Below are 18,117 nucleotides of genomic sequence, written 5' to 3'. Positions count from 1 at the left end.
GCTAGCGGCGCAAGACGAGTTCGGCGGCGAAGGTCGCCGTCTCGGTGGTGCGCCCTTCGACGATCATCTGTACGGCATGGTGGGCCAATGCCTCGACCGGGACCTGGACCGTTGTGACGCCCCCATCGACCCAAGCATAGAACGACGGGTCGCCATAGCCGACGAAGTCGATGCGGCCCCCGTCCTCCAGGCAGGCGGACAGGGCACCGTTCGAGATCTCGAACCCGCCACACAGCAGGGCGGTCGCCTCGCCTGTCAGCAGGTCCTGCGCGCAGGCCCGGCCCATGTCGAAAGACGGCGCACCGGTGCGTACCAGATCCGCGGGCAACCCCGCCGTGGCCATGCCCTTTTCAAAGGCGCTCAGCCGGCTGCGGCCCGACGATAGCGCCGCATCCGCGCCGATATAGGCAATCCGACTGTGCCCGCGCCCGACCAGGTGGGCGATTGCGGCGCGCAATGCAGGGCCGTCGTCCAGCAGGATCGCCCCTGTCGCATCGTCAAAGGCCCGTTGCCGGATCAATTGCACCGTGCGCAGCCCCGCGACCTGCGCCGTCGGGCGGCCGTCCCGCCCCGGCACAGGCACCATCACCACCGACGAGGCCTGCACCTCTCGCAGGCGATCCAGCGCAGCCTCTTCGGTGGCGGGGTCGTCGTTGGTTAGGTGAATGATCAGCTGCATTCCGGCCCCGTCGCAGGCAGTGGCCAGCGTGTTGGCGAAACGGGCGTAGAATTCATTGATGATGTTCGGCAGCAGCAGGCCGACGATGCCGGTGCCGTCGCCGCGCATGGCCATGGCCGCCGCGCTTTTGACATAGCCGAGTTCGGCGGCACGTTTGCGCACCGCGTCGCGCGTTTCCTTCAGAACGTTCGGATGCCCCGACAGGGCACGCGAAACGGTCATGTGAGAGACGCCCAGATCGCGGGCGATGGATTTTATGGTGACCCGTTCCGGCACGTGCGTCCTCGTTCAGCGTGCGGTCGTGTAACATTTCCGACCTGTTCTGTCTTGACTCATGTTTCCGAGAGCGGCACATTGTTCACGTGAACATTACCCGAAAGGGAATAGGTTCACGTGAACACGGGAGGAGATCTTCGTGACGACCGAGTTGGACAGCCGCTGTCGGCGGCTGGTCGAGGCGCTTGGCCTTGGCCAGGCAGATGACGTGACCGACGTGCGCCCGCTGACCGGCGGTGTCGCCTCGGACATCGCTGCCGTGCGGTTGCCGGATCGCGAAATCTGCGTGAAATTCGCCCTGCCAAAGCTCAAGGTGGCTGCCGACTGGTTTGCCCCCGTGCACCGCAATGCCGCCGAATACGCCTGGCTGTCCTTTGCCAACCGCGTCGCGCCCGAGGCTGCTGTCGATCTGTATGGTCACGCACCCGAGCAGCACGGGTTCGCGATGGAGATGGTCGCGGGTCGCGATGTCTATCTCTGGAAATCGGCCCTGCTGGACGGGGCCCCTGACCGGTCGGAGGCGCGGGCCGTCGGGGACCTGTTGGGCCGCATTCATGCGGCCTCCGCCAAGGGGGTGGAACCTGGGGTTTTCGACAATCGCGCGGATTTCCACGCCCTGCGGATCGAGCCGTATCTGCTTTATACCGCAGGCCAGCATCCCGATCTGGCAGAGACGATCACCGCCCTCGACACCATGCTGGCCCAGGCCCCGCAGGTTCTGGTGCATGGTGACGTCAGCCCCAAGAACATCCTGTTCCGCGATGGCCGGCCGGTGATCCTGGATGCGGAATGCGCGACGTTGCAGGGGGCGGCCTTTGATCCGTCGTTCTGTTTGAATCACCTGATCCTCAAGGCCATCCATCTTCCGGCCAGCCGCGACAACCTGCTGGATCAGGTCGGCACCTTCTGGGCTGCCTATGCGCCTCATGTTGACTGGCAGGACCCCGCCGATCTGGAACGTCAGGTCTGTCGGCTGGTGCCCGCGCTGATGCTGGCCCGCGTCGATGGCAAGTCCCCGGTGGAATATTTCACCGACGCCGACCGAACTCTGACCCGCGCCGTGTCGCGTGGTCTGATCGTGGATCCCGCGCCGGATCTGCACTCCCTCACCGATACCCTCCGAACTGCCCTGAAGGATTACCGAACGTGACAGCGATAGCATCAGTCAAAGGCCGCCGCGTCTGGGATTCGCGCGGCCACCCCACCGTCGAGGTCGAAGTGACCTTGGAAACCGGCGCGGTTGGCCGTGCCATCGCCCCTGCGGGTGCCTCGCGCGGAACCCGCGAAGCCATCGATCTGCGCGACGGCGGTACGGCGTTGCGCGGCAAGGGCGTGGCCCGGGCGTTGGCCAGCGTGACGGACACCATCGCGCCTGCGCTGGTCGGTCGGGACGTGACCGATCAGGCCGGGGCCGACGCCACGATCCTGGGGTTGGACACGTCGCCGTTGAAAGAGACGCTGGGCGGCAATGCGACCGTCGCCACGTCGCTTGCCATCCTGCATGCGGCTGCGGCCGATGCGCGCCAGCCGCTGTGGCGTCATGTGGCCAACCACTATGGCACCACGCCCAGCCTGCCATTGCCCGAAATCCAGATCTTCGGCGGTGGGGCCCACGCGGGGCGTCGCGTGGATATCCAGGACTTCATGATCATGGTTCCCGGCGCGACCACCTTCGACGAGGTGATGGAGGTCACGAACGAGGTCTACTTTGCCGCCGGTGACATCATGGCCCGGCGTGGCAAGCTGGCGGGCGTGGCCGACGAAGGCGGCTGGTGGCCCAGCTTCGACAGCAACGAAGAGGCGCTGGAAACATTGGTCGAGGCGATCTCGCTGGCGGGCGAAACCCCTGGCGACCGCGTGATCATCTCTCTCGACATTGCCGCGTCGGAATTCGGCAAACAGGGCCGCTATCGCCTGGCGCTGGAAGATCGCGAAATGGACAGCGGCCAGTTGGTCGACATGCTGGGCGGCTGGCTCAAGTCCTATCCCATCGCCTCGATCGAGGACCCCGTGGGCGAGGACGACCCCGAAGGCATGGCCGAATTTACCCGCCGTCACGGCGCGGACGTGCAGATCATCGGCGACGACTACCTGGTGACCAACGCACGCCTGGTCGAGGAAGCCGCCGCCGCAGGGGCCTGCAACGCGGTCCTCATCAAGGTCAATCAGGCCGGGACCGTGACGGAATCCGTCCAGACCTTCGAGGCCGCCGCCAAGGCGGGCTTCGGTGCCGTCGTTTCGGCCCGGTCGGGCGAGACTGAGGACGTCTCGATCAGCCACCTGTCCACCGGTTTGGGGGGCGGACAGCTGAAGGTCGGGTCCTTCACCCGGTCCGAGCGGATGGCGAAATGGAACGAATGCCTGCGCTTTCAGGATGACCTGGGGGCCGGCGCCTTTGTCGGGGGCGCACCGCTGGCCGCGACCTGGTGGGGCCGTAAGAACAAGGAAGATGCTGCATGAAACTCGCCCGCTACGGGGACCGCAACGGCCCCAAGATCCCCTGCATTCTGGACGCCGAGGGCACGCCGCGCGATGCCTCGTCGCTTGTCGCCGATTTCGGGCCGCAGACGCTTTCGCCCGACTTGCTGGCCCGTCTGGCCGCCGTCGATCCCACGACGCTGCCCAAGGCCGATGTTGCGGGCAAACGCCTGGCCCCGCCCACGGCGCAGCCTTTCAATATCTGGTGCGTTGGCCTGAATTATTCCGACCACGCCGCCGAAGCGGGCCTGCCCGTGCCCGAAGAGCCGATCCTGTTCAACAAGTCGACGGTCACCTACTGCGGCCCGAACGACGACCTGCTTTACGCGCCCAAGATGACCAAGCTGGACTGGGAGGTGGAGCTGGGCATCGTCATCGGCAAACCCGCGCTCAACATCTCCAAATCCGAGGCGCTGGACCACGTGGCGGGCTTTGTGCTGGTCAACGATGTCTCGGAACGCGCCTGGCAGATGGAACGCTCGGGCCAATGGGTGAAGGGCAAGAGCTTCCCCAATTTCTGCCCCACCGGCCCGTTTCTGGCCACTCCTGACGAGGTGGGCGACGTGCAGAAACTGGGCATGTGGTTGGACGTCAATGGCGACCGCAAGCAGACCGGCAATACCGACACGATGATCTTCGATGTGGCGACCATCGTGTCCTACATGTCCGAATTCACCCGTCTGGAACCCGGCGACCTGATCTGCACCGGCACGCCTCCGGGTGTGGGCGCGGGCATGAAGCCACCGCAGTGGTTGACGGTTGGTGACCGTGTGGAACTGGGCATCGACGGCCTGGGCACACAGGCGCAGACGGTCGTGGCCCTGTGATGGGGCGGCTTGCGGGGAAAGTGGCCGTCGTCACGGCAGCCGGGCAGGGGATCGGCCGCGCCGTCGCCACCCGGCTGGCCGCCGATGGGGCCACTGTCCACGCAAGCGACCTGAACGCCGATCTGCTAGTCGGGCTGGACGCCAGGACGGCGCGGCTCGACGCGACGGACGCGGACGCAGTCGCGGCCTATTTCGACGGGTTCGACCGGATCGACATCCTGGTGCACGCAGTTGGCTACGTCCATCAGGGCACCATCGCACAGACCTCTCTGGCCGATTGGCACCGCTCGACCGAAATCACGCTGGGCAGCGCCTTTACCGTCTGCAAATACGCCGTGCCCCGGATGACAGAACACGGCGGCAGCCTGATGACGATCGCCTCGGTCGCCAGCTCCCTGCGCGGCTATCCGAACCGGGTTGCCTATTGCGCGGCCAAGGGCGGCGTGATCGGCCTGACCAAGGCGCTGGCCGCCGACCACCTGCGCGACGGTTTGCGGTGCAACGCGATCTGTCCCGGCGTGATCGACAGTCCCAGCTTGCAGGACCGCATCCGCGAGATGGCGCAAGAGACGGGCAGCGAAGAGGCCGCCCGCAAGATATTCCTGGACCGACAGCCCTCGGGCCGGTTGGGCCAGTCTGATGAAATCGCCGCCGCCTGCGCCTTTCTGGCCAGCGATGAGGCGGGGTTCATCACCGGACAGACCATCCAGATTGACGGAGGGATCACGATCTAGCGCCACGACAAGGGCAGGGAGAGCCCGCGCACTCAAGAATGTTCACGTGAACGCAGCTGGCATGAGACCAGCGCGGCACGCGAACTGGGCTTCGGCCCGCACATGCAATGTCATCTCAGGAGGAAATCATGACATTCACCACTCGGGCCTTTTTGGCCACCACAGCCGCGACGCTTTCGCTGACCGGCGCGGCGATTGCCGAACCCAAGACGAACATGCTGCACCAATGGCATTCCGGCGCGAACGCCGAGGCCATCAACGTGCTGGGCGAGATGTATACAGCCGCCGGGGGCCAGTGGAACCAGACCGCCGTTCCTGGCCACACATCCAACACCATCGCCCGCCTGCGCGCCGACGTCATTTCCGGCACGCCGCCCTCGGCCGTGCAGCTGAAGGGCCCGGAGATCGGCGAATGGGCCAACACCGGCCTGACCGCCAACCTCAACGCCCTGGCCGAAGCCGAGGGCTGGGAAGACGTCGTCGCGCCCGAGCTGGTGTCGGTCATGAAGCCGCACGGCGAATGGGTCGCGGCCCCCATGAACATCCACCGCATCGACTGGATGTGGGCGTCGAAGTCGGCGATGGACGCCATCGGCTCGCCCGACCTGCCGACCACCTGGGCAGAGTTCAACGAACAGGCCGCCGCCATGGCCGAGGCGGGCATCATCCCCGTGGCCCACGGCGGGCAGGACTGGATCGACGGCACCCTGTTCGAAGTGATCGTTCAGGGCATTTCCACCGACCTGTTCCGCGAGGCGTTCATCAACCTCGACCTGGACGCGTTGCAGGGCGACGAAATGGCCGCCGCCTTTGATCAGCTGCGCCTGATGGTCGGCTGGATGGACCCGGCCTTTCCGGGGCGCGGCTGGGAAGAGCCGCTGAACATGATGGCCAAGGGCGAAGCGGGGTTCTACTTCCACGGCGACTGGGCCATCGGCACGATGAACGCGGCGGGTTACGAATACGGCGTCGACTACCTTTGTGCGGGCGCACCGATGAATTCGGGTCAGCCGGGATACATCCTCAACTCCGACAGCGTCGTCTTCTTCGAGCAGTCCGAGGATGACTTCATCGAAGGCCAGACCCTGCTGGCATCGACCATCATGACGCCGGAGTTCCAGAAGGTGTTCAACGTCGCCAAGGGGTCCATCCCTGCGCGGATGGACGTGGAGCTGGGCGAGGACTTCAACCCCTGTCAGCGCCTGAACATCGAAGACCTGCGCGCCGCCGCTGACGCCGGCACCGTCGTCCGCTCGATGGCCCACAACATGGCCGTGCCGGAGAAGTTCCGGAAAGCGATGTTCACCGTGATCTCGGAGTTCATCAACTCCGACATGTCCTCCGAGGATGCCGCGCGCCGCATGGCCGAGTCCGTCATCAACGAGTACTGATCACGCCGGCTCGGGCGCGCCCTCCCGTCGCGCCCGAGCCCCTTACATCCGGATAGTCTCATGGCCCTTGCCGCCCCCCCGCCGACCTTTGCGTCGCGCCCCAAAAGCCGTGCGGCCCGCATGGCGCAGTTGGTTCCCGCCTTCGTTCTGATCCCGACGATCATCACGACTGGCATCTACATCTTCGTCTTCGTCGGCTGGAACATCTACCTGTCGCTGTCGAATTCGACCCTGCTGCCGACCTACGATTTTGCAGGCTTCGACGCCTATACGCGCCTGTGGCGCAATCCGCGCTGGACCACGGGCGTCTGGAACCTGGCGGTGTTTGGCGCGCTCTACATCATCCTGACCACAGCCATGGGCGTCTTTCTTGCGGTCCTGATGGACCAGAAGGTCAAGGGCGAGAACCTCTTGCGCTCGATCTTCCTTTATCCGATCGCGATTTCCTTCGTGGTGACCGGCACCACCTGGCAATGGATTCTGAACCCCTCGACCGGGCTTCAGGCCTTTGTGCAGTCGCTCGGGTGGGAGAACTTTGAATTCACCTTGATCACCAGCCGCGAAACCGCGCTTTGGGCGGTGGTTCTGGCGGCGGTTTGGCATGCCTCTGGCTTTGTGATGGTGATGGTTCTGGCGGCCCTGCGGGGCGTGGACCGCGACATGGTCAAGGCCGGGCAGATCGACGGGGCGGGCATGCTCAAGATCTATCGCCGGATCATCCTGCCCTCGATCTGGCCGGTGATGATCTCGGTTCTGATCATCCTGCTGCAATTCGCCATCAAGACCTTTGACCTGGTGCTGGCGTTGACCCACGGGGGGCCCGGCATCGCGACCACCTTCCCGGCGATGTTTGTCTACGACCGGCTGTTTGCTGCGGGCGAGCTGGCGCAGGGGGCGGCCGCCGCCGTCTGGATGCTGATCGGCCTGGTCGTGGTGTTCCTGCCCATCGGTGCGCTGCACCTCGTGATGCGCCGCCAGAAAGGAGGCGCGAAATGACCGCCGCTACAACCAACATCCCCGACCTGACCCGTCGGCGCCCGCTGACGGGAAAACAGATCGCCGGGCGCATCGCGCTTTATGCGACGCTGCTGATCCTGGCGGCTTTCGTTTTGATGCCGCTGGCGGTGATCATCCTGAACTCCGTTCGCTTCAACGAGGACATCCTGCGCGAAAGCTTCATCGGCTGGCCCACCCGCCTGACGCTGGAAAACTGGTCCGTCGCCTGGGGCGAGGCCTGCATCAACGCCAGTTGCACGGGGGTGAAGCCCTACTTCTGGGCCTCCATGCTGATGGTGGTGCCCGCCACCGTGATCTCGACCGCGCTGGGGCTGCTGAACGGCTTTGCCCTGACGAAATGGCCGATGCCATTCGCGGGCCTGGTGTTTGTCGTAATCACGATCGGGGTGTTCCTGCCGCCGCAGGTGGTGCTGCTGCCCTGGGCCATCGCGCTCAGCTGGCTGGGCCTGTCGAAATCGCTGGCTGGTCTGGCACTGGTGCACATCATTCAGGGGACGTGCTTCACCACGCTGTTTGCGCGCAACTACCTGATCAATCTGCCCGACGACCTGATCAAGGCGGCACGGATCGACGGGGCGGGGTTCTTCCGCACCTTCTGGCGGATCGTCGTGCCGCTGTCGCCGCCGATCATCATCGTGACGATCATCTGGCAGTTCACCTTCATCTGGAACGAGTTCCTGTTCGCGGTGACCTTCTCGCACTCCGACTTCCGCCCGATCACGGCGGCTCTGATGTCGCTGAACGCGGACGACACCGGGGTCAGCGAATACGGCTTCGGCTCTGCCGCCGTCCTGATCGCGGCGATCCCGCCACTCATCATCTACTTCGCCGGCGGACGCTACTTTGTCCGGGGCCTGACGCAGGGAGCCGTGAAATAATGGCCAGCCTTACCATCGAAAACGTCTGGAAAGCCTATGGCGGCGTCATCGCCCTGCGGGACGTGAACCTGGACATCCAGGACGGAGAGTTCGTCGTCCTCGTCGGCCCTTCGGGCTGCGGCAAGTCCACGCTCCTGTCGATCATCGCGGGCCTGGAGGAAACGTCGCACGGCAAGCTGTCGCTGGGCGACCGGGAGGTGACGGACCTGACGCCCAAGGACCGCAACATCGCCATGGTGTTCCAGTCCTACGCGCTCTACCCGACGATGACCGTGCGCCGGAACATCACCTTCGGGATGGAAAACCGCCGCGTGGCCAAGGCCGATCAGGACGCCGCCGTGGCCGATGTGGCCAAGCTGTTGCAGATCGAGCCGCTCCTGGATCGCAAGCCGTCGCAGTTGTCCGGTGGCCAACGCCAGCGGGTCGCCATGGGCCGCGCCCTGGTGCGCGATCCGCAGCTGTTCCTGTTCGACGAACCGCTCAGCAATCTCGACGCAAAGCTGCGTGTCGAGATGCGGACCGAGATCAAGAAACTGCACCGCCGTCTGGGCGAAACCATCGTCTACGTGACCCATGATCAGGTCGAGGCGATGACCCTGTCCGACCGGATCGTGGTGATGAACGGCGGCGTGGTTCAACAGTTCGCGGACCCCGACACGATCTATCGCCAACCTGCCAATACCTTTGTGGCCGGGTTCATGGGGTCGCCTTCGATGAACTTTCTGCCGGTACGGATCGACGGGACACCCGGTGCCCTGATCGCGACCTTCGAGGGCACGTCCAGGGTGACCTTGCCATTGGGCAACCTGCATCCGCACCTGAACGCCCATATCGGGCAGACGGTGACGCTGGGCGCACGGCCCGAACATTTCGGGCCCGCGTCCGATGCGGCGGCGGGGGCCGTGCCGTTGCAGGTGCAGATCGACGTGGTCGAGCCGACGGGCCCGGATACAATGCTGGTCATGTCGTTGGCCGGGCAAAGCGTCACCGCCGTCGTCCCCGCAGGTTTTCGCCCGGCAGAAGAGAGCACCGCGGAGGTCGCGCTCACCCTCGAAGAGACTTGCTTCTTCGACGCAGAGACCGGCACCCTGCTGACATGATCAGACGCTACGCCACCTATCCCAGCCTCGACGGCACCCGCGCCTTTGTCACCGGGGGCGCGACCGGCATCGGTGCGGCCATCGTGCGGATGCTGGCGGGGCAGGGGGTCGCCGTCGGCTTCGTCGACCTGGCCACGGAGGCGGGCGAAGCGCTCGCCGCCGACCTGCCGGGTGCCTGGTTCCGGCGCGTCGATGTCACCGACACCTCTGCCTTGCGCGCGGCCATCGGGGATTTCGCCGACGCGGGGCCAATCGACACGCTGGTGAACAACGTCGCCAACGACACCCGCCACGACTGGCGCGAGGTGACGCCGGATCAATGGGACCGCGTCCTGGCCGTCAACCTGCGGCCCGCGTTCTTTGCCATTCAGGCGGTCGCGCCCGGCATGATCGACCGCCGCCGGGGCAGCGTCATCAACTACGGCTCGATCTCCTGGAAGGCCAAGCTGCCGTCGATGCCCGCCTATACCAGCGCCAAGGCCGCCATTCACGGATTGACCCGCAGCTTTGTCGAACCGCTGGGTGCGGCGGGCGCGCGGATCAACACGGTGGTGCCCGGCTGGGTCATGACCGACCGGCAAAAGACGCTGCACTACGACGCGGCGGGGGCCGAGATGCTGGCCGCCAAGCAACCTCTGGCGGGGCAGATCCAGCCCGAGGATGCCGCCGCCCTGACAACCTTTCTGGCCGCCGACGACAGTGCGATGTGCACCGGTCAGGAATTCACCATCGATGGCGGCTGGATCTAGGACCGCCCGACCTCAAGGAGACTCCATGAATACGATAGACCTGAACGGCCGAGTGGCCGTCATCACCGGCGGCGCGCGTGGCATCGGTTTTGCCGCGGCCGAACGGTTTCTGGCCAGCGGCGCCGCCGTCGCGCTGTGGGACATGAACCCTGATACGCTGGACGCCGCCAAGGCGCGTCTGGCCGGAAAAGGCACCGTCCTGACCCAGACGGTCAACGTGGCCGACTACGGCAACGTCGAGGCCGCCGCCGCCGAGGTCGTCTCCGACCTGGGCCGTCTGGACTTGCTGGTGAACGCGGCGGGCATCGCCGGGGCCACCGTGCCGATGACCGACTATCCGGTCGACGTCTGGGCGCAGGTCATGGCCGTCAATGTCGCGGGCATCTTCCACACCTGCCGCGCCTGCGTGCCGCACATGCAGAAGAACGACTATGGCCGGATCGCCAACATCGCGTCGATGGCGGGCAAGGACGGCAACCCGAACGCTTCGGGCTATTCCACGTCCAAGGCGGCGGTCATCGGCCTGACCAAAAGCCTGGGCAAGGAACTCGCCACGTCCAACATCCGAGCGAACGTGGTCTGCCCCGCGGTGATCCAGACCGAGATGCTGGACGACATCACCGAAGAACAGATCGCCTATATGGTCGCCAAGATCCCGATGGGGCGCACCGGCAAGACCGAGGAAATCGCGGCCTTGCTGGCGTGGATGTGTTCCGAGGAATGTTCCTATTCCACCGGCGCAGTCTTCGACTTTTCGGGCGGGCGCGCGACCTACTAGGCGCTCAACCGCTCCCCGGCCCGTCGCTTGAACTCCGACGGGTTGATCCCCGCATGTTTGCGGAACACCTTGTTGAACTGGGAGAGCGAGCCAAAGCCGCTCTCCATCGCGACATCCAGTACGTTGGACCCGTCCTTGAGCAGCAGCGACTGCGCGTAGGACAGCCGCAGCAGCTGAACATATTGGTTCAGCGACACGCCCGTCGATTTCTTGAACACCGACATAGCGTATTTCGGATGGATGTCGGCGGATCCGGCAATCGCGGTCGCGTCGATTTCTTCCCGGAAATGGTCACTCACAAATTCGCAGATCTGGCGGATCTTGTCGAAGCTGCGCTGATCCGGTGCCTCGACCAGCCCATCGCGCGCCTCGGTCGTCTCGGTCAGGGAATAGCCCCCCAACGCGATCCGCTCGATCCTGAGCAGCAGCTCTTCGGTGGCCTGCCGGATACAGCGTTCGTCGCCCGATCGGTAATAGCGGCACCACCGCGCGAAACTATGCGCGTCCTCGGGCTCGGGCGTGTCCATCGTCAGAACCGCGCCGTGCATCAGCCGGGTGCGCATGTCGTCGGGCAGGCGCAGGCGGAAAAATTGCAGCAGCGGCAGATGGATCGCCTCCAGCAGGGTGCCATGGTCGATGTCGGTGATCCGATGCGGCTGCCCGCCCCAGAACACGGCGACATCGCCGTTGCCCAGGTCGAACTGGCCGTCGTTCATCACGTACCGCACGGCCCCCTTGACCACATAGTTGATCTCGATCTGGGCGTGCCAGTGCGAGGTTTCCATGATGGCAGGTTCGCCCAGACCCAGAATGATCTCGTTCGGGGCCTTTTCGACGGCGCTCGTGGTCGGATCCCAGATTCTTTTTTCAGGGGTCTTACTTTTGGATTGGTCGATGTTCCCATTCAACAAGACAGCCACCTCCTAACCAAGTCTACTCCTTACATCACGAACCGGTCAACGAGACCAAAGGGAGGTAAGTGGAATGAAACTGCTGAACGGAGTGGCCCTCGCCGCGCTCACCCTCACGACAACCGCCGCCATGGCCGAAGGAGAGGTCTCGGTCTGGTCCTGGGGCTCTGCCGCGCCCGGCTTGCAGGCCACGGTCGAAGGGTTCAATGCACTGCACCCCGACATCACGGTGAATATCGAAAAGCTCGGATATTCCGACGTGAAAAGCCGCGTTCTGGCCGCCTGTGCGGCAGGCGGCACCGGCCTGCCGGATGTCTTTCAGTTCCAGAACGTCGAGATGGAGCTGATCTCCGCTCAGTTCCCCGATTGCGCCGCCGATCTGGTGCCGCTTGGCTTTACCGCCGACAAGCAGGCGCAATTCCCGGAGTTCAAACTCTTCGCGCTGCGCGATGGGGACCGGATGATCGGGATGCCCTGGGATTCCGGCCCGTCGATGATGTTCTATCGCCGCGATTTCTATGAAAACGCAGGCGTATCCCCGGACGATATCGAAACCTGGGGCGACTTCATCGAGGCGGGTAAAAAGGTGCAGGCCGCCAACGACGGCGTCATCATGACGAACGACAACCTCAACGGCGGGACCGAGTTCTTGCAGATGATCTCCAACGAGCAGGGCTGCGGCTTCTTCTCGGCGGCAGGCGACGAGATCACCGTGGCCCAACCCGGTTGTGTCGCCGCACTGGAGACGCTGGGCAAGCTGTCCGAAGAGGGTCTCGTGACCGCGGGCAACTTCGGCGAGCGGGTGCAGAACCTGTCGGCCGGCACCGTCGCCACCCTGATGAGCGGCGCCTGGATGGAAGGCGTGATCCGCAACAACGCGCCTGAGGACCAGTCCGGCAAATGGGGCATCATGCTGATGCCGTCGGTGACCGAAGGCGGGTCGCGCGCGGCCAATTACGGTGGCTCGCTTCTGGCCGTCGCGGGCAACAGCGACAACAAGGACAACGCCTTTACCTTCCTCGACTACGCGCTGGGCACCAACGAAGGCCAGGTCGCGATGCTCAAGGATCAGGGCCTCGTCCCCTCGCTGGTCTCGGCGCTCGACGATCCCTACGTGCAGCAGCCGCAGGCCTTCTGGGGCGACCAGAAGATCTGGGAACTGGTGCTGGGTCGTCTCGAGGTGATCGAGCCGATGAACGGCACCTCGTTCTTCAGCGACGCCGACCAGGTCCTGCAATCGGTGCAGACCAAGTTCCTGAACGGAGACTACGGCTCCGCGCAGGAAGCGATGGATGACGCCGCACTTCAGATCAGCTTCGCGACCGGTCTCGACGTCGCGAACTGACGGGCGGCCCGCGCGACCTCCCGGCGCGCGGGCCCCACTCTCTCCTCCGTCGGCTCTGCTCCTTTCGGGGCAGGGCCGATCCCCTCCGACCAAGGACACACGGAATGCCGCGTCGTACGCTGACCGCTTATTGGTTCCTCGCGCCTTACCTGTTGGTCTTCGCCGCCTTCTGGTTCTGGCCGATCATCTACAGCTTCATGCTGTCGTTCATGGGCACGCGCCGCGCGCCCTGGACCTACAACCCCAAGATGACCTGGGGCCGCATCACGCAGGATCCGGCCTTTTGGAATGCGCTTGAAAACACCCTGACGATCCTGGCCATTCAGGTGCCATTGATGATCGCGCTCGCCACGCTTCTGGCGGTGCTGCTGAACTCGAAACTCCTGAAGGCGCGGGGTCTGATCCGTTTTGCCTTCTTCGCCCCCGTCGTGATCGGAGAGGCCGCCTATGCCGCCGTCTTCCGCCTGCTGTTCAACACCGAATTCGGCATCGTGAACAAGACGATCGAAGGCGTGGGCGGTCCCCGGGTCGAATGGTTTTCCAACCCGGACGCGGCCATGGCGCTGATCATCATGGCGGTGACCTGGCGTTGGGTCGGCTACAACGCGATCATCATCCTTGCGGGGCTGCAATCCATCCCCGAAGACGTCTACGAGGCCGCGACCCTCGACCGCGTCACCCCCCGGCAGCAGTTCTTTCACATCACGCTGCCGCTGTTGAAACCGGTCATCGTGTTCTGCCTGGTGCTGTCGGTCATCGGGTCGATGCAGCTGTTCGCGGAACCCTACCTGATCACCAACAACGGCGGCCCCGGCGGCGCGACCGAGACGCTGGGCCTGTTCCTCTATCGTCAGGGCTTCGTGAACCTGAACTTCGGCTACGCCTCGGCCATCGCCTACACCATCGCCATGCTGGCGGTCGTCATCGCGGGCCTCAACCTCTGGCTCGGGAGGGAGAAGCCATGATCTCGAAATCGCAGACCACCCTGTGGCGGTCCATCGCCCTTCATGCGGTCATCGTGCCGCTGGCGATCCTCTGGCTGTTCCCGATCTGGATGATGGTGGTCTTTGCCACCCGCGAGGACAGCGCGATCTTTTCGGCCGATGTCCTGCTGCTGCCCGGCGACCGCTTCTGGGAGAATTTCGCCCTGCTGCAGGGGCAGCTCGACTTTGTGCGCACGATCATCGTCTCGGTCGTGGTGGCGCTGGTCTACACGGTGTTGTCGGTGGCGCTGACCTCGATGGCGGGCTGGTCGCTGGCGCGCTACCGCTTTCTGGGCAAGGGGGCGGTCGTCGCGCTGATCCTGGGCACGATGACCCTGCCGTACTTCGTGGTCGTCATTCCGCAGTTCATCATGGTCGCCCGCGACTTTGGCCTGTCGAACACCTGGGTCGCGCTGATCGTGCCGCCGCTGTTCAACTCGCTGGGCGTTCTGTTCATGCGCCAGGCTTTCACCATGATGCCCGGAGAGCTGTTCGATGCGGCCCGCGTCGAAGGCGTCAAGGAATGGCAGATCTTCCTCTATATCGCTTTGCCGCTGGCACGGCCGATGCTGGCGGCGCTGTCGATCATCCTCTTTCTGGCCAGCTGGAACAACTATCTCTGGCCGCTTCTGATCGCCAACGACACGTCGATGATGACCGCGCCGGTCGCGCTCGGCTCGCTGTTCGGGATCATCGATATCAGCTGGGGCGCGGTGATGGTGGGGGCTGTCCTTCTGACCGCGCCGATGCTGATCGTCTTCGTCTTCCTGCAACGGTTCTTCATGGCGGGGATCACCGCCGGTGCCGTCAAATGACTTCCGGAGGAACCAAATGTCATCCGTAACCCTTGATAACGTGCAAAAAACCTTTGGGGCGCACCAGGTCATCCACGGGGCCGACCTGACCGTCGCCGATGGGGAGTTCGTGGTCTTCGTCGGCCCCTCCGGCTGCGGCAAGTCCACCCTTTTGCGGATGATCGCGGGCCTGGAGGATATCTCGGGCGGGACCGTCGCCATCGACGACCGCGTCGTCAACGACGTCTCGCCGGGGGAACGCGAGCTGGCGATGGTGTTCCAGTCCTACGCGCTCTACCCGCATATGAACGTTGAACGGAACATGTCCTTTGGCCTGCGCATGACCGGCAACCCCCGCCCGGATACGGATGCGCGGGTGACGGGTGCCGCCAATGTCCTGCAACTGTCGAACCTGCTGGAACGACGGCCCAAGGCCTTGTCCGGCGGGCAACGCCAACGGGTCGCCATCGGGCGGTCCATCGTGCGCAAGCCCAAGGTGTTCCTGTTCGACGAGCCGCTGTCGAACCTGGACGCCGAACTCCGGGTGCAGATGCGGGTGGAAATCGCCCGTCTTCACAGCGAGCTGGGCGCGACGATGATCTACGTCACCCACGACCAGACCGAGGCGATGACCCTGGCCGATCGCATCGTGGTTCTGCGCGATGGGCGGATCGAACAGGTCGGTGCCCCGCTGGAGTTGTATCGCCAACCGGCGAACCGGTTCGTGGCGGGCTTCATCGGCTCGCCCGCGATGAACTTCTTTCCTGGCCAGACCATCGGCGCAGGCCCCGAGGGACAGGAAATCCGTCTCGACGGGCACCCGGAGACGCAGCTGACGATCCCCGTGACCGCCCCGCGCGCTGCTGGTCTGCCTGTCACCGTGGGCGTCCGCCCCGAACATTTCGCCCATACCCTGCAGGCCCAAGGGCGTCTGACGCTGACCGCCGACGTGGTCGAGCATCTGGGCGCCACCTCCTACCTCTATGCAGGTACCCAGACCGACCATCCCGTGATCGTGGCCCGCCCCGATCCTTGTGACGACCGTCCCGGTCAATCGGTCACCGTTTCCATCCGCCCAGACAAGGCCCTGCTCTTCGACGGCGACGGCCAACGCATCTACTGAACGGAGCATTCATGTCTTTGTCCCCCCTTTCACGGCAAGCGCTCGGCGTTTGCTACTACCCCGAACATTGGCCGGAGGAGCGTTGGCCGACCGACGCCCGCATGATGGCCGAGGCTGGTATCGAATACATCCGCATCGGTGAATTCGCCTGGTCCCTGATGGAACCGGAGCCGGGCACCTATGATTGGGCCTGGCTCGACCGTGCCTTTCAGGTGCTGCACGATCACGGGCTGAAAATCGTGCTGGGGACCCCCACGGCGACCGCGCCGAAATGGCTGGTCGATCGGATGCCCGACATGCTGGGCGTCGACGTCGAGGGGCGCGTGCGCGGCTTCGGTTCGCGCCGGCACTATTGCTTCAGCCACCAGGGCTACCGCACCGAGAGCCGTCGCATCACGCAGGCCATGGCCGAACGCTACGGTGATCACCCCGCCCTTGCGGCCTGGCAGACCGACAATGAATTCGGCTGTCACAACACGATTTACAGCTACTCCGACGCGGCACGGACCGGGTTCCGCGAATGGCTGGCGCAGAAGTATCAGTCGCCCGACGCGCTCAACCGGGCCTGGGGCACCGTATTCTGGTCGATGACCTACCGCAGCTTCGACGAGGTGGAGCTGCCGAACCTGGCCGTGACCCAGACCAGCCCGATCCATCAGCTCGACTTCCGTCGCTATTCCTCGGATCAGGTCGTGGCCTTCAACCGCGAACAGGCCGATATCATCCGCGCCCATTCGCCGGGTCGCCCGATCAGCCATAACTTCATGGGCAAGTTCACGGACTTCGATCACTACGACGTGTCCGACGACCTCGATATCGCGACCTGGGACGCCTATCCGACCGGCTTCCTGGAGCGGGAGCTGAACGACGAGACCCTGCTGAAGAAACACATCGGCATCGGCGCGCCCGATTTCGATGCCTTCCACCACGACCTGTATCGCACCTGCGGCCAGCGCCGGAACGGCACGGAAAACGGACGCTGGTGGGTGATGGAGCAACAGCCGCCGGGTCCGCTCAACTGGGGCAACTACAATCCCGCGCCCCTGCCGGGGGCCGGGCGCCTTTGGGTGTGGGAGGCGTTCGCCGCCGGGGCCGAGGTGGTCAGCTGGTTCCGCTGGCGCCAGCCGCCCTTTGGGCAGGAACAGATGCACGAAGGTCTTCTGCTGCCCGATGGCACCCCGAACCACGGCTACGATCTGGCCAAGGAGATCTCGGCAGAGCTGGATGCCCTGCGCCCGGAGCCGTCGAACGCCCGCGCAGAGGTGGCCCTGGTCTTCGACTACGACAGCGAATGGGTCATGAAGATCATGCCCCACGGCCGTGGCACCACCCATTTCGACACCGTGATGTCGCACTACGTGGCCCTGCGCCGCGCGGGCATCAGCGTGGATGTGGTCCCCCCCACCGCCGAGGCGATTTCCGGTCGCAAGCTGATCGTCGCGCCGATGCTGGCGATCCTGCCCGACGGCTTTGCCCAGGCCCTGGCCGATTGCGGGGCAGAGATTCTGGCGGGGCCCTGGACCGGCTCCAAGGACCGGAACTTTGCCATCCCGGAGGGGCTGCCGCCGGGTGAGTTGCGCAAGCTGATCGACATCCGTCTGCGTCGGGTCGAAACGCGCCGCGCGTTCTCGCCCATTCCCCTGGCCTCTGGCGGGACGTTTGACGGCTGGCGCGAGTTCATCGAGCCGGGTGCCGCCGTGACCGTCGAAGAGGCCAGCGAAGACGGCCACCCTGCCGTCCTGTCCCAGGACCGCACCACCTATGTCGCGGGCCGCGCGGACGAGGCGACGCTGGCGCGGTTGATCCGTGCCGCCCTGGACCGGGCGGGCGTGGCCCACCTGGACCTGCCGGAACATGTCCGGGTGCGTGACAACGGCAGCCTGCGTTTCGTGTTCAACTATGGCCGCGAAGCCGTGGACCTGACGGATGCCTTCCCTGACGCCGATCTGGCGATGGGCACGCTGTCGCTGGACCCCTGCGGCGTGGCCTGCCTGAAGCGTTGAAGAGAAAGGGCGCGCCCTCGCAGGCGCGCCCTCTCGACCGAAAACAAGCTG

Annotated in this window: 17 protein-coding genes; 15 read left to right on the top strand and 2 right to left on the bottom strand. The window is 64.9% G+C overall.

Annotation, left to right across the window (positions count from 1 at the left end):
* Window position 1 precedes the first annotated feature (1 nt).
* Entirely contained in the window at window positions 2-955 is a 954-nt protein-coding gene (locus tag K3551_RS15365) for a LacI family DNA-binding transcriptional regulator (protein WP_259915275.1), read from the bottom strand.
* A gap of 139 nt (window positions 956-1,094) precedes the next feature.
* Between K3551_RS15365 and K3551_RS15360 the strand changes: the two genes are divergently transcribed.
* From K3551_RS15360 to K3551_RS15315, 10 genes are all read left to right on the top strand, one after another.
* Window positions 1,095-2,105: a phosphotransferase family protein gene (locus K3551_RS15360; protein WP_259915272.1), complete on the top strand. Its 1,011-nt coding sequence runs from the start codon at window positions 1,095-1,097 to the stop codon at window positions 2,103-2,105.
* Window positions 2,102-3,415, top strand: a complete 1,314-nt coding sequence (locus K3551_RS15355) for a phosphopyruvate hydratase (protein WP_259915269.1) — start codon at window positions 2,102-2,104, stop codon at window positions 3,413-3,415. Before K3551_RS15360 ends, K3551_RS15355 begins: the two co-directional genes overlap by 4 nt.
* The gene (locus tag K3551_RS15350; RefSeq protein ID WP_259915267.1) at window positions 3,412-4,260 is read left to right on the top strand and encodes a fumarylacetoacetate hydrolase family protein; all 849 of its coding nucleotides are present in this window, start codon (window positions 3,412-3,414) and stop codon (window positions 4,258-4,260) included. Before K3551_RS15355 ends, K3551_RS15350 begins: the two co-directional genes overlap by 4 nt.
* Before the next feature lie 20 nt (window positions 4,261-4,280).
* Window positions 4,281-4,994: an SDR family oxidoreductase gene (locus tag K3551_RS15345; protein WP_259915265.1), complete on the top strand. Its 714-nt coding sequence runs from the start codon at window positions 4,281-4,283 to the stop codon at window positions 4,992-4,994.
* A gap of 128 nt (window positions 4,995-5,122) precedes the next feature.
* Window positions 5,123-6,385, top strand: coding sequence for an ABC transporter substrate-binding protein (locus K3551_RS15340; RefSeq protein WP_259915262.1), 1,263 nt, complete (start codon window positions 5,123-5,125; stop codon window positions 6,383-6,385).
* A 60-nt stretch (window positions 6,386-6,445) separates the two neighbouring features.
* Complete coding sequence (locus K3551_RS15335) at window positions 6,446-7,381, top strand: carbohydrate ABC transporter permease (RefSeq protein WP_259915260.1); 936 nt, start codon at window positions 6,446-6,448, stop codon at window positions 7,379-7,381.
* Entirely contained in the window at window positions 7,378-8,280 is a 903-nt protein-coding gene (locus tag K3551_RS15330) for a carbohydrate ABC transporter permease (RefSeq protein WP_259915258.1), read from the top strand. Before K3551_RS15335 ends, K3551_RS15330 begins: the two co-directional genes overlap by 4 nt.
* Window positions 8,277-9,380, top strand: coding sequence for an ABC transporter ATP-binding protein (locus K3551_RS15325; RefSeq protein ID WP_409197432.1), 1,104 nt, complete (start codon window positions 8,277-8,279; stop codon window positions 9,378-9,380). The genes K3551_RS15330 and K3551_RS15325 overlap by 4 nt, the downstream gene beginning before the upstream one ends.
* The gene (locus K3551_RS15320) at window positions 9,377-10,129 is read left to right on the top strand and encodes an SDR family NAD(P)-dependent oxidoreductase (protein WP_259915254.1); all 753 of its coding nucleotides are present in this window, start codon (window positions 9,377-9,379) and stop codon (window positions 10,127-10,129) included. The genes K3551_RS15325 and K3551_RS15320 overlap by 4 nt, the downstream gene beginning before the upstream one ends.
* A gap of 25 nt (window positions 10,130-10,154) precedes the next feature.
* Entirely contained in the window at window positions 10,155-10,907 is a 753-nt protein-coding gene (locus K3551_RS15315; RefSeq protein WP_259915253.1) for an SDR family NAD(P)-dependent oxidoreductase, read from the top strand.
* Here K3551_RS15315 and K3551_RS15310 read toward each other — a convergent pair.
* Window positions 10,904-11,818: a helix-turn-helix domain-containing protein gene (locus K3551_RS15310; RefSeq protein WP_259915251.1), complete on the bottom strand. Its 915-nt coding sequence runs from the start codon at window positions 11,816-11,818 to the stop codon at window positions 10,904-10,906. The two genes, K3551_RS15315 and K3551_RS15310, sit on opposite strands and share 4 nt — an antisense overlap.
* 73 nt (window positions 11,819-11,891) lie before the next feature.
* Between K3551_RS15310 and K3551_RS15305 the strand changes: the two genes are divergently transcribed.
* The 5 genes from K3551_RS15305 (at window position 11,892) to K3551_RS15285 (ending at window position 18,066) form a co-directional block, all read left to right on the top strand.
* Complete coding sequence (locus K3551_RS15305; protein ID WP_259915248.1) at window positions 11,892-13,163, top strand: extracellular solute-binding protein; 1,272 nt, start codon at window positions 11,892-11,894, stop codon at window positions 13,161-13,163.
* A gap of 104 nt (window positions 13,164-13,267) precedes the next feature.
* Complete coding sequence (locus tag K3551_RS15300; protein WP_259915245.1) at window positions 13,268-14,128, top strand: carbohydrate ABC transporter permease; 861 nt, start codon at window positions 13,268-13,270, stop codon at window positions 14,126-14,128.
* Window positions 14,125-14,961, top strand: a complete 837-nt coding sequence (locus tag K3551_RS15295; RefSeq protein ID WP_259915239.1) for a carbohydrate ABC transporter permease — start codon at window positions 14,125-14,127, stop codon at window positions 14,959-14,961. Before K3551_RS15300 ends, K3551_RS15295 begins: the two co-directional genes overlap by 4 nt.
* 16 nt (window positions 14,962-14,977) lie before the next feature.
* On the top strand, window positions 14,978-16,063 hold the full coding sequence (locus K3551_RS15290) for an ABC transporter ATP-binding protein (protein ID WP_259915236.1): 1,086 nt from the start codon (window positions 14,978-14,980) through the stop codon (window positions 16,061-16,063).
* Between the two features lie 11 nt (window positions 16,064-16,074).
* Complete coding sequence (locus K3551_RS15285) at window positions 16,075-18,066, top strand: beta-galactosidase (RefSeq protein ID WP_259915232.1); 1,992 nt, start codon at window positions 16,075-16,077, stop codon at window positions 18,064-18,066.
* Window positions 18,067-18,117 lie beyond the last annotated feature (51 nt).

Source organism: Jannaschia sp. M317 (genome assembly GCF_025141175.1).
In the GTDB taxonomy this organism is placed as follows: Bacteria; Pseudomonadota; Alphaproteobacteria; order Rhodobacterales; family Rhodobacteraceae; genus Jannaschia.
Note: the sequence above shows the minus strand (reverse complement) of the source record. Positions and strands in the feature narration are given on the sequence as shown.

What these genes read in the sequence shown, in the direction of transcription:
- K3551_RS15290 (WP_259915236.1), top strand. Translation starts at nt 14,978, where the DNA reads ATGTCATCCGTAACCCTTGATAACGTGCAAAAAACCTTTGGGGCGCAC.
- K3551_RS15320 (WP_259915254.1), top strand. Translation starts at nt 9,377, where the DNA reads ATGATCAGACGCTACGCCACCTATCCCAGCCTCGACGGCACCCGCGCC.
- K3551_RS15330 (WP_259915258.1), top strand. Translation starts at nt 7,378, where the DNA reads ATGACCGCCGCTACAACCAACATCCCCGACCTGACCCGTCGGCGCCCG.
- K3551_RS15285 (WP_259915232.1), top strand. Translation starts at nt 16,075, where the DNA reads ATGTCTTTGTCCCCCCTTTCACGGCAAGCGCTCGGCGTTTGCTACTAC.
- K3551_RS15340 (WP_259915262.1), top strand. Translation starts at nt 5,123, where the DNA reads ATGACATTCACCACTCGGGCCTTTTTGGCCACCACAGCCGCGACGCTT.
- K3551_RS15335 (WP_259915260.1), top strand. Translation starts at nt 6,446, where the DNA reads ATGGCCCTTGCCGCCCCCCCGCCGACCTTTGCGTCGCGCCCCAAAAGC.
- K3551_RS15350 (WP_259915267.1), top strand. Translation starts at nt 3,412, where the DNA reads ATGAAACTCGCCCGCTACGGGGACCGCAACGGCCCCAAGATCCCCTGC.
- K3551_RS15300 (WP_259915245.1), top strand. Translation starts at nt 13,268, where the DNA reads ATGCCGCGTCGTACGCTGACCGCTTATTGGTTCCTCGCGCCTTACCTG.
- K3551_RS15315 (WP_259915253.1), top strand. Translation starts at nt 10,155, where the DNA reads ATGAATACGATAGACCTGAACGGCCGAGTGGCCGTCATCACCGGCGGC.
- K3551_RS15305 (WP_259915248.1), top strand. Translation starts at nt 11,892, where the DNA reads ATGAAACTGCTGAACGGAGTGGCCCTCGCCGCGCTCACCCTCACGACA.
- K3551_RS15295 (WP_259915239.1), top strand. Translation starts at nt 14,125, where the DNA reads ATGATCTCGAAATCGCAGACCACCCTGTGGCGGTCCATCGCCCTTCAT.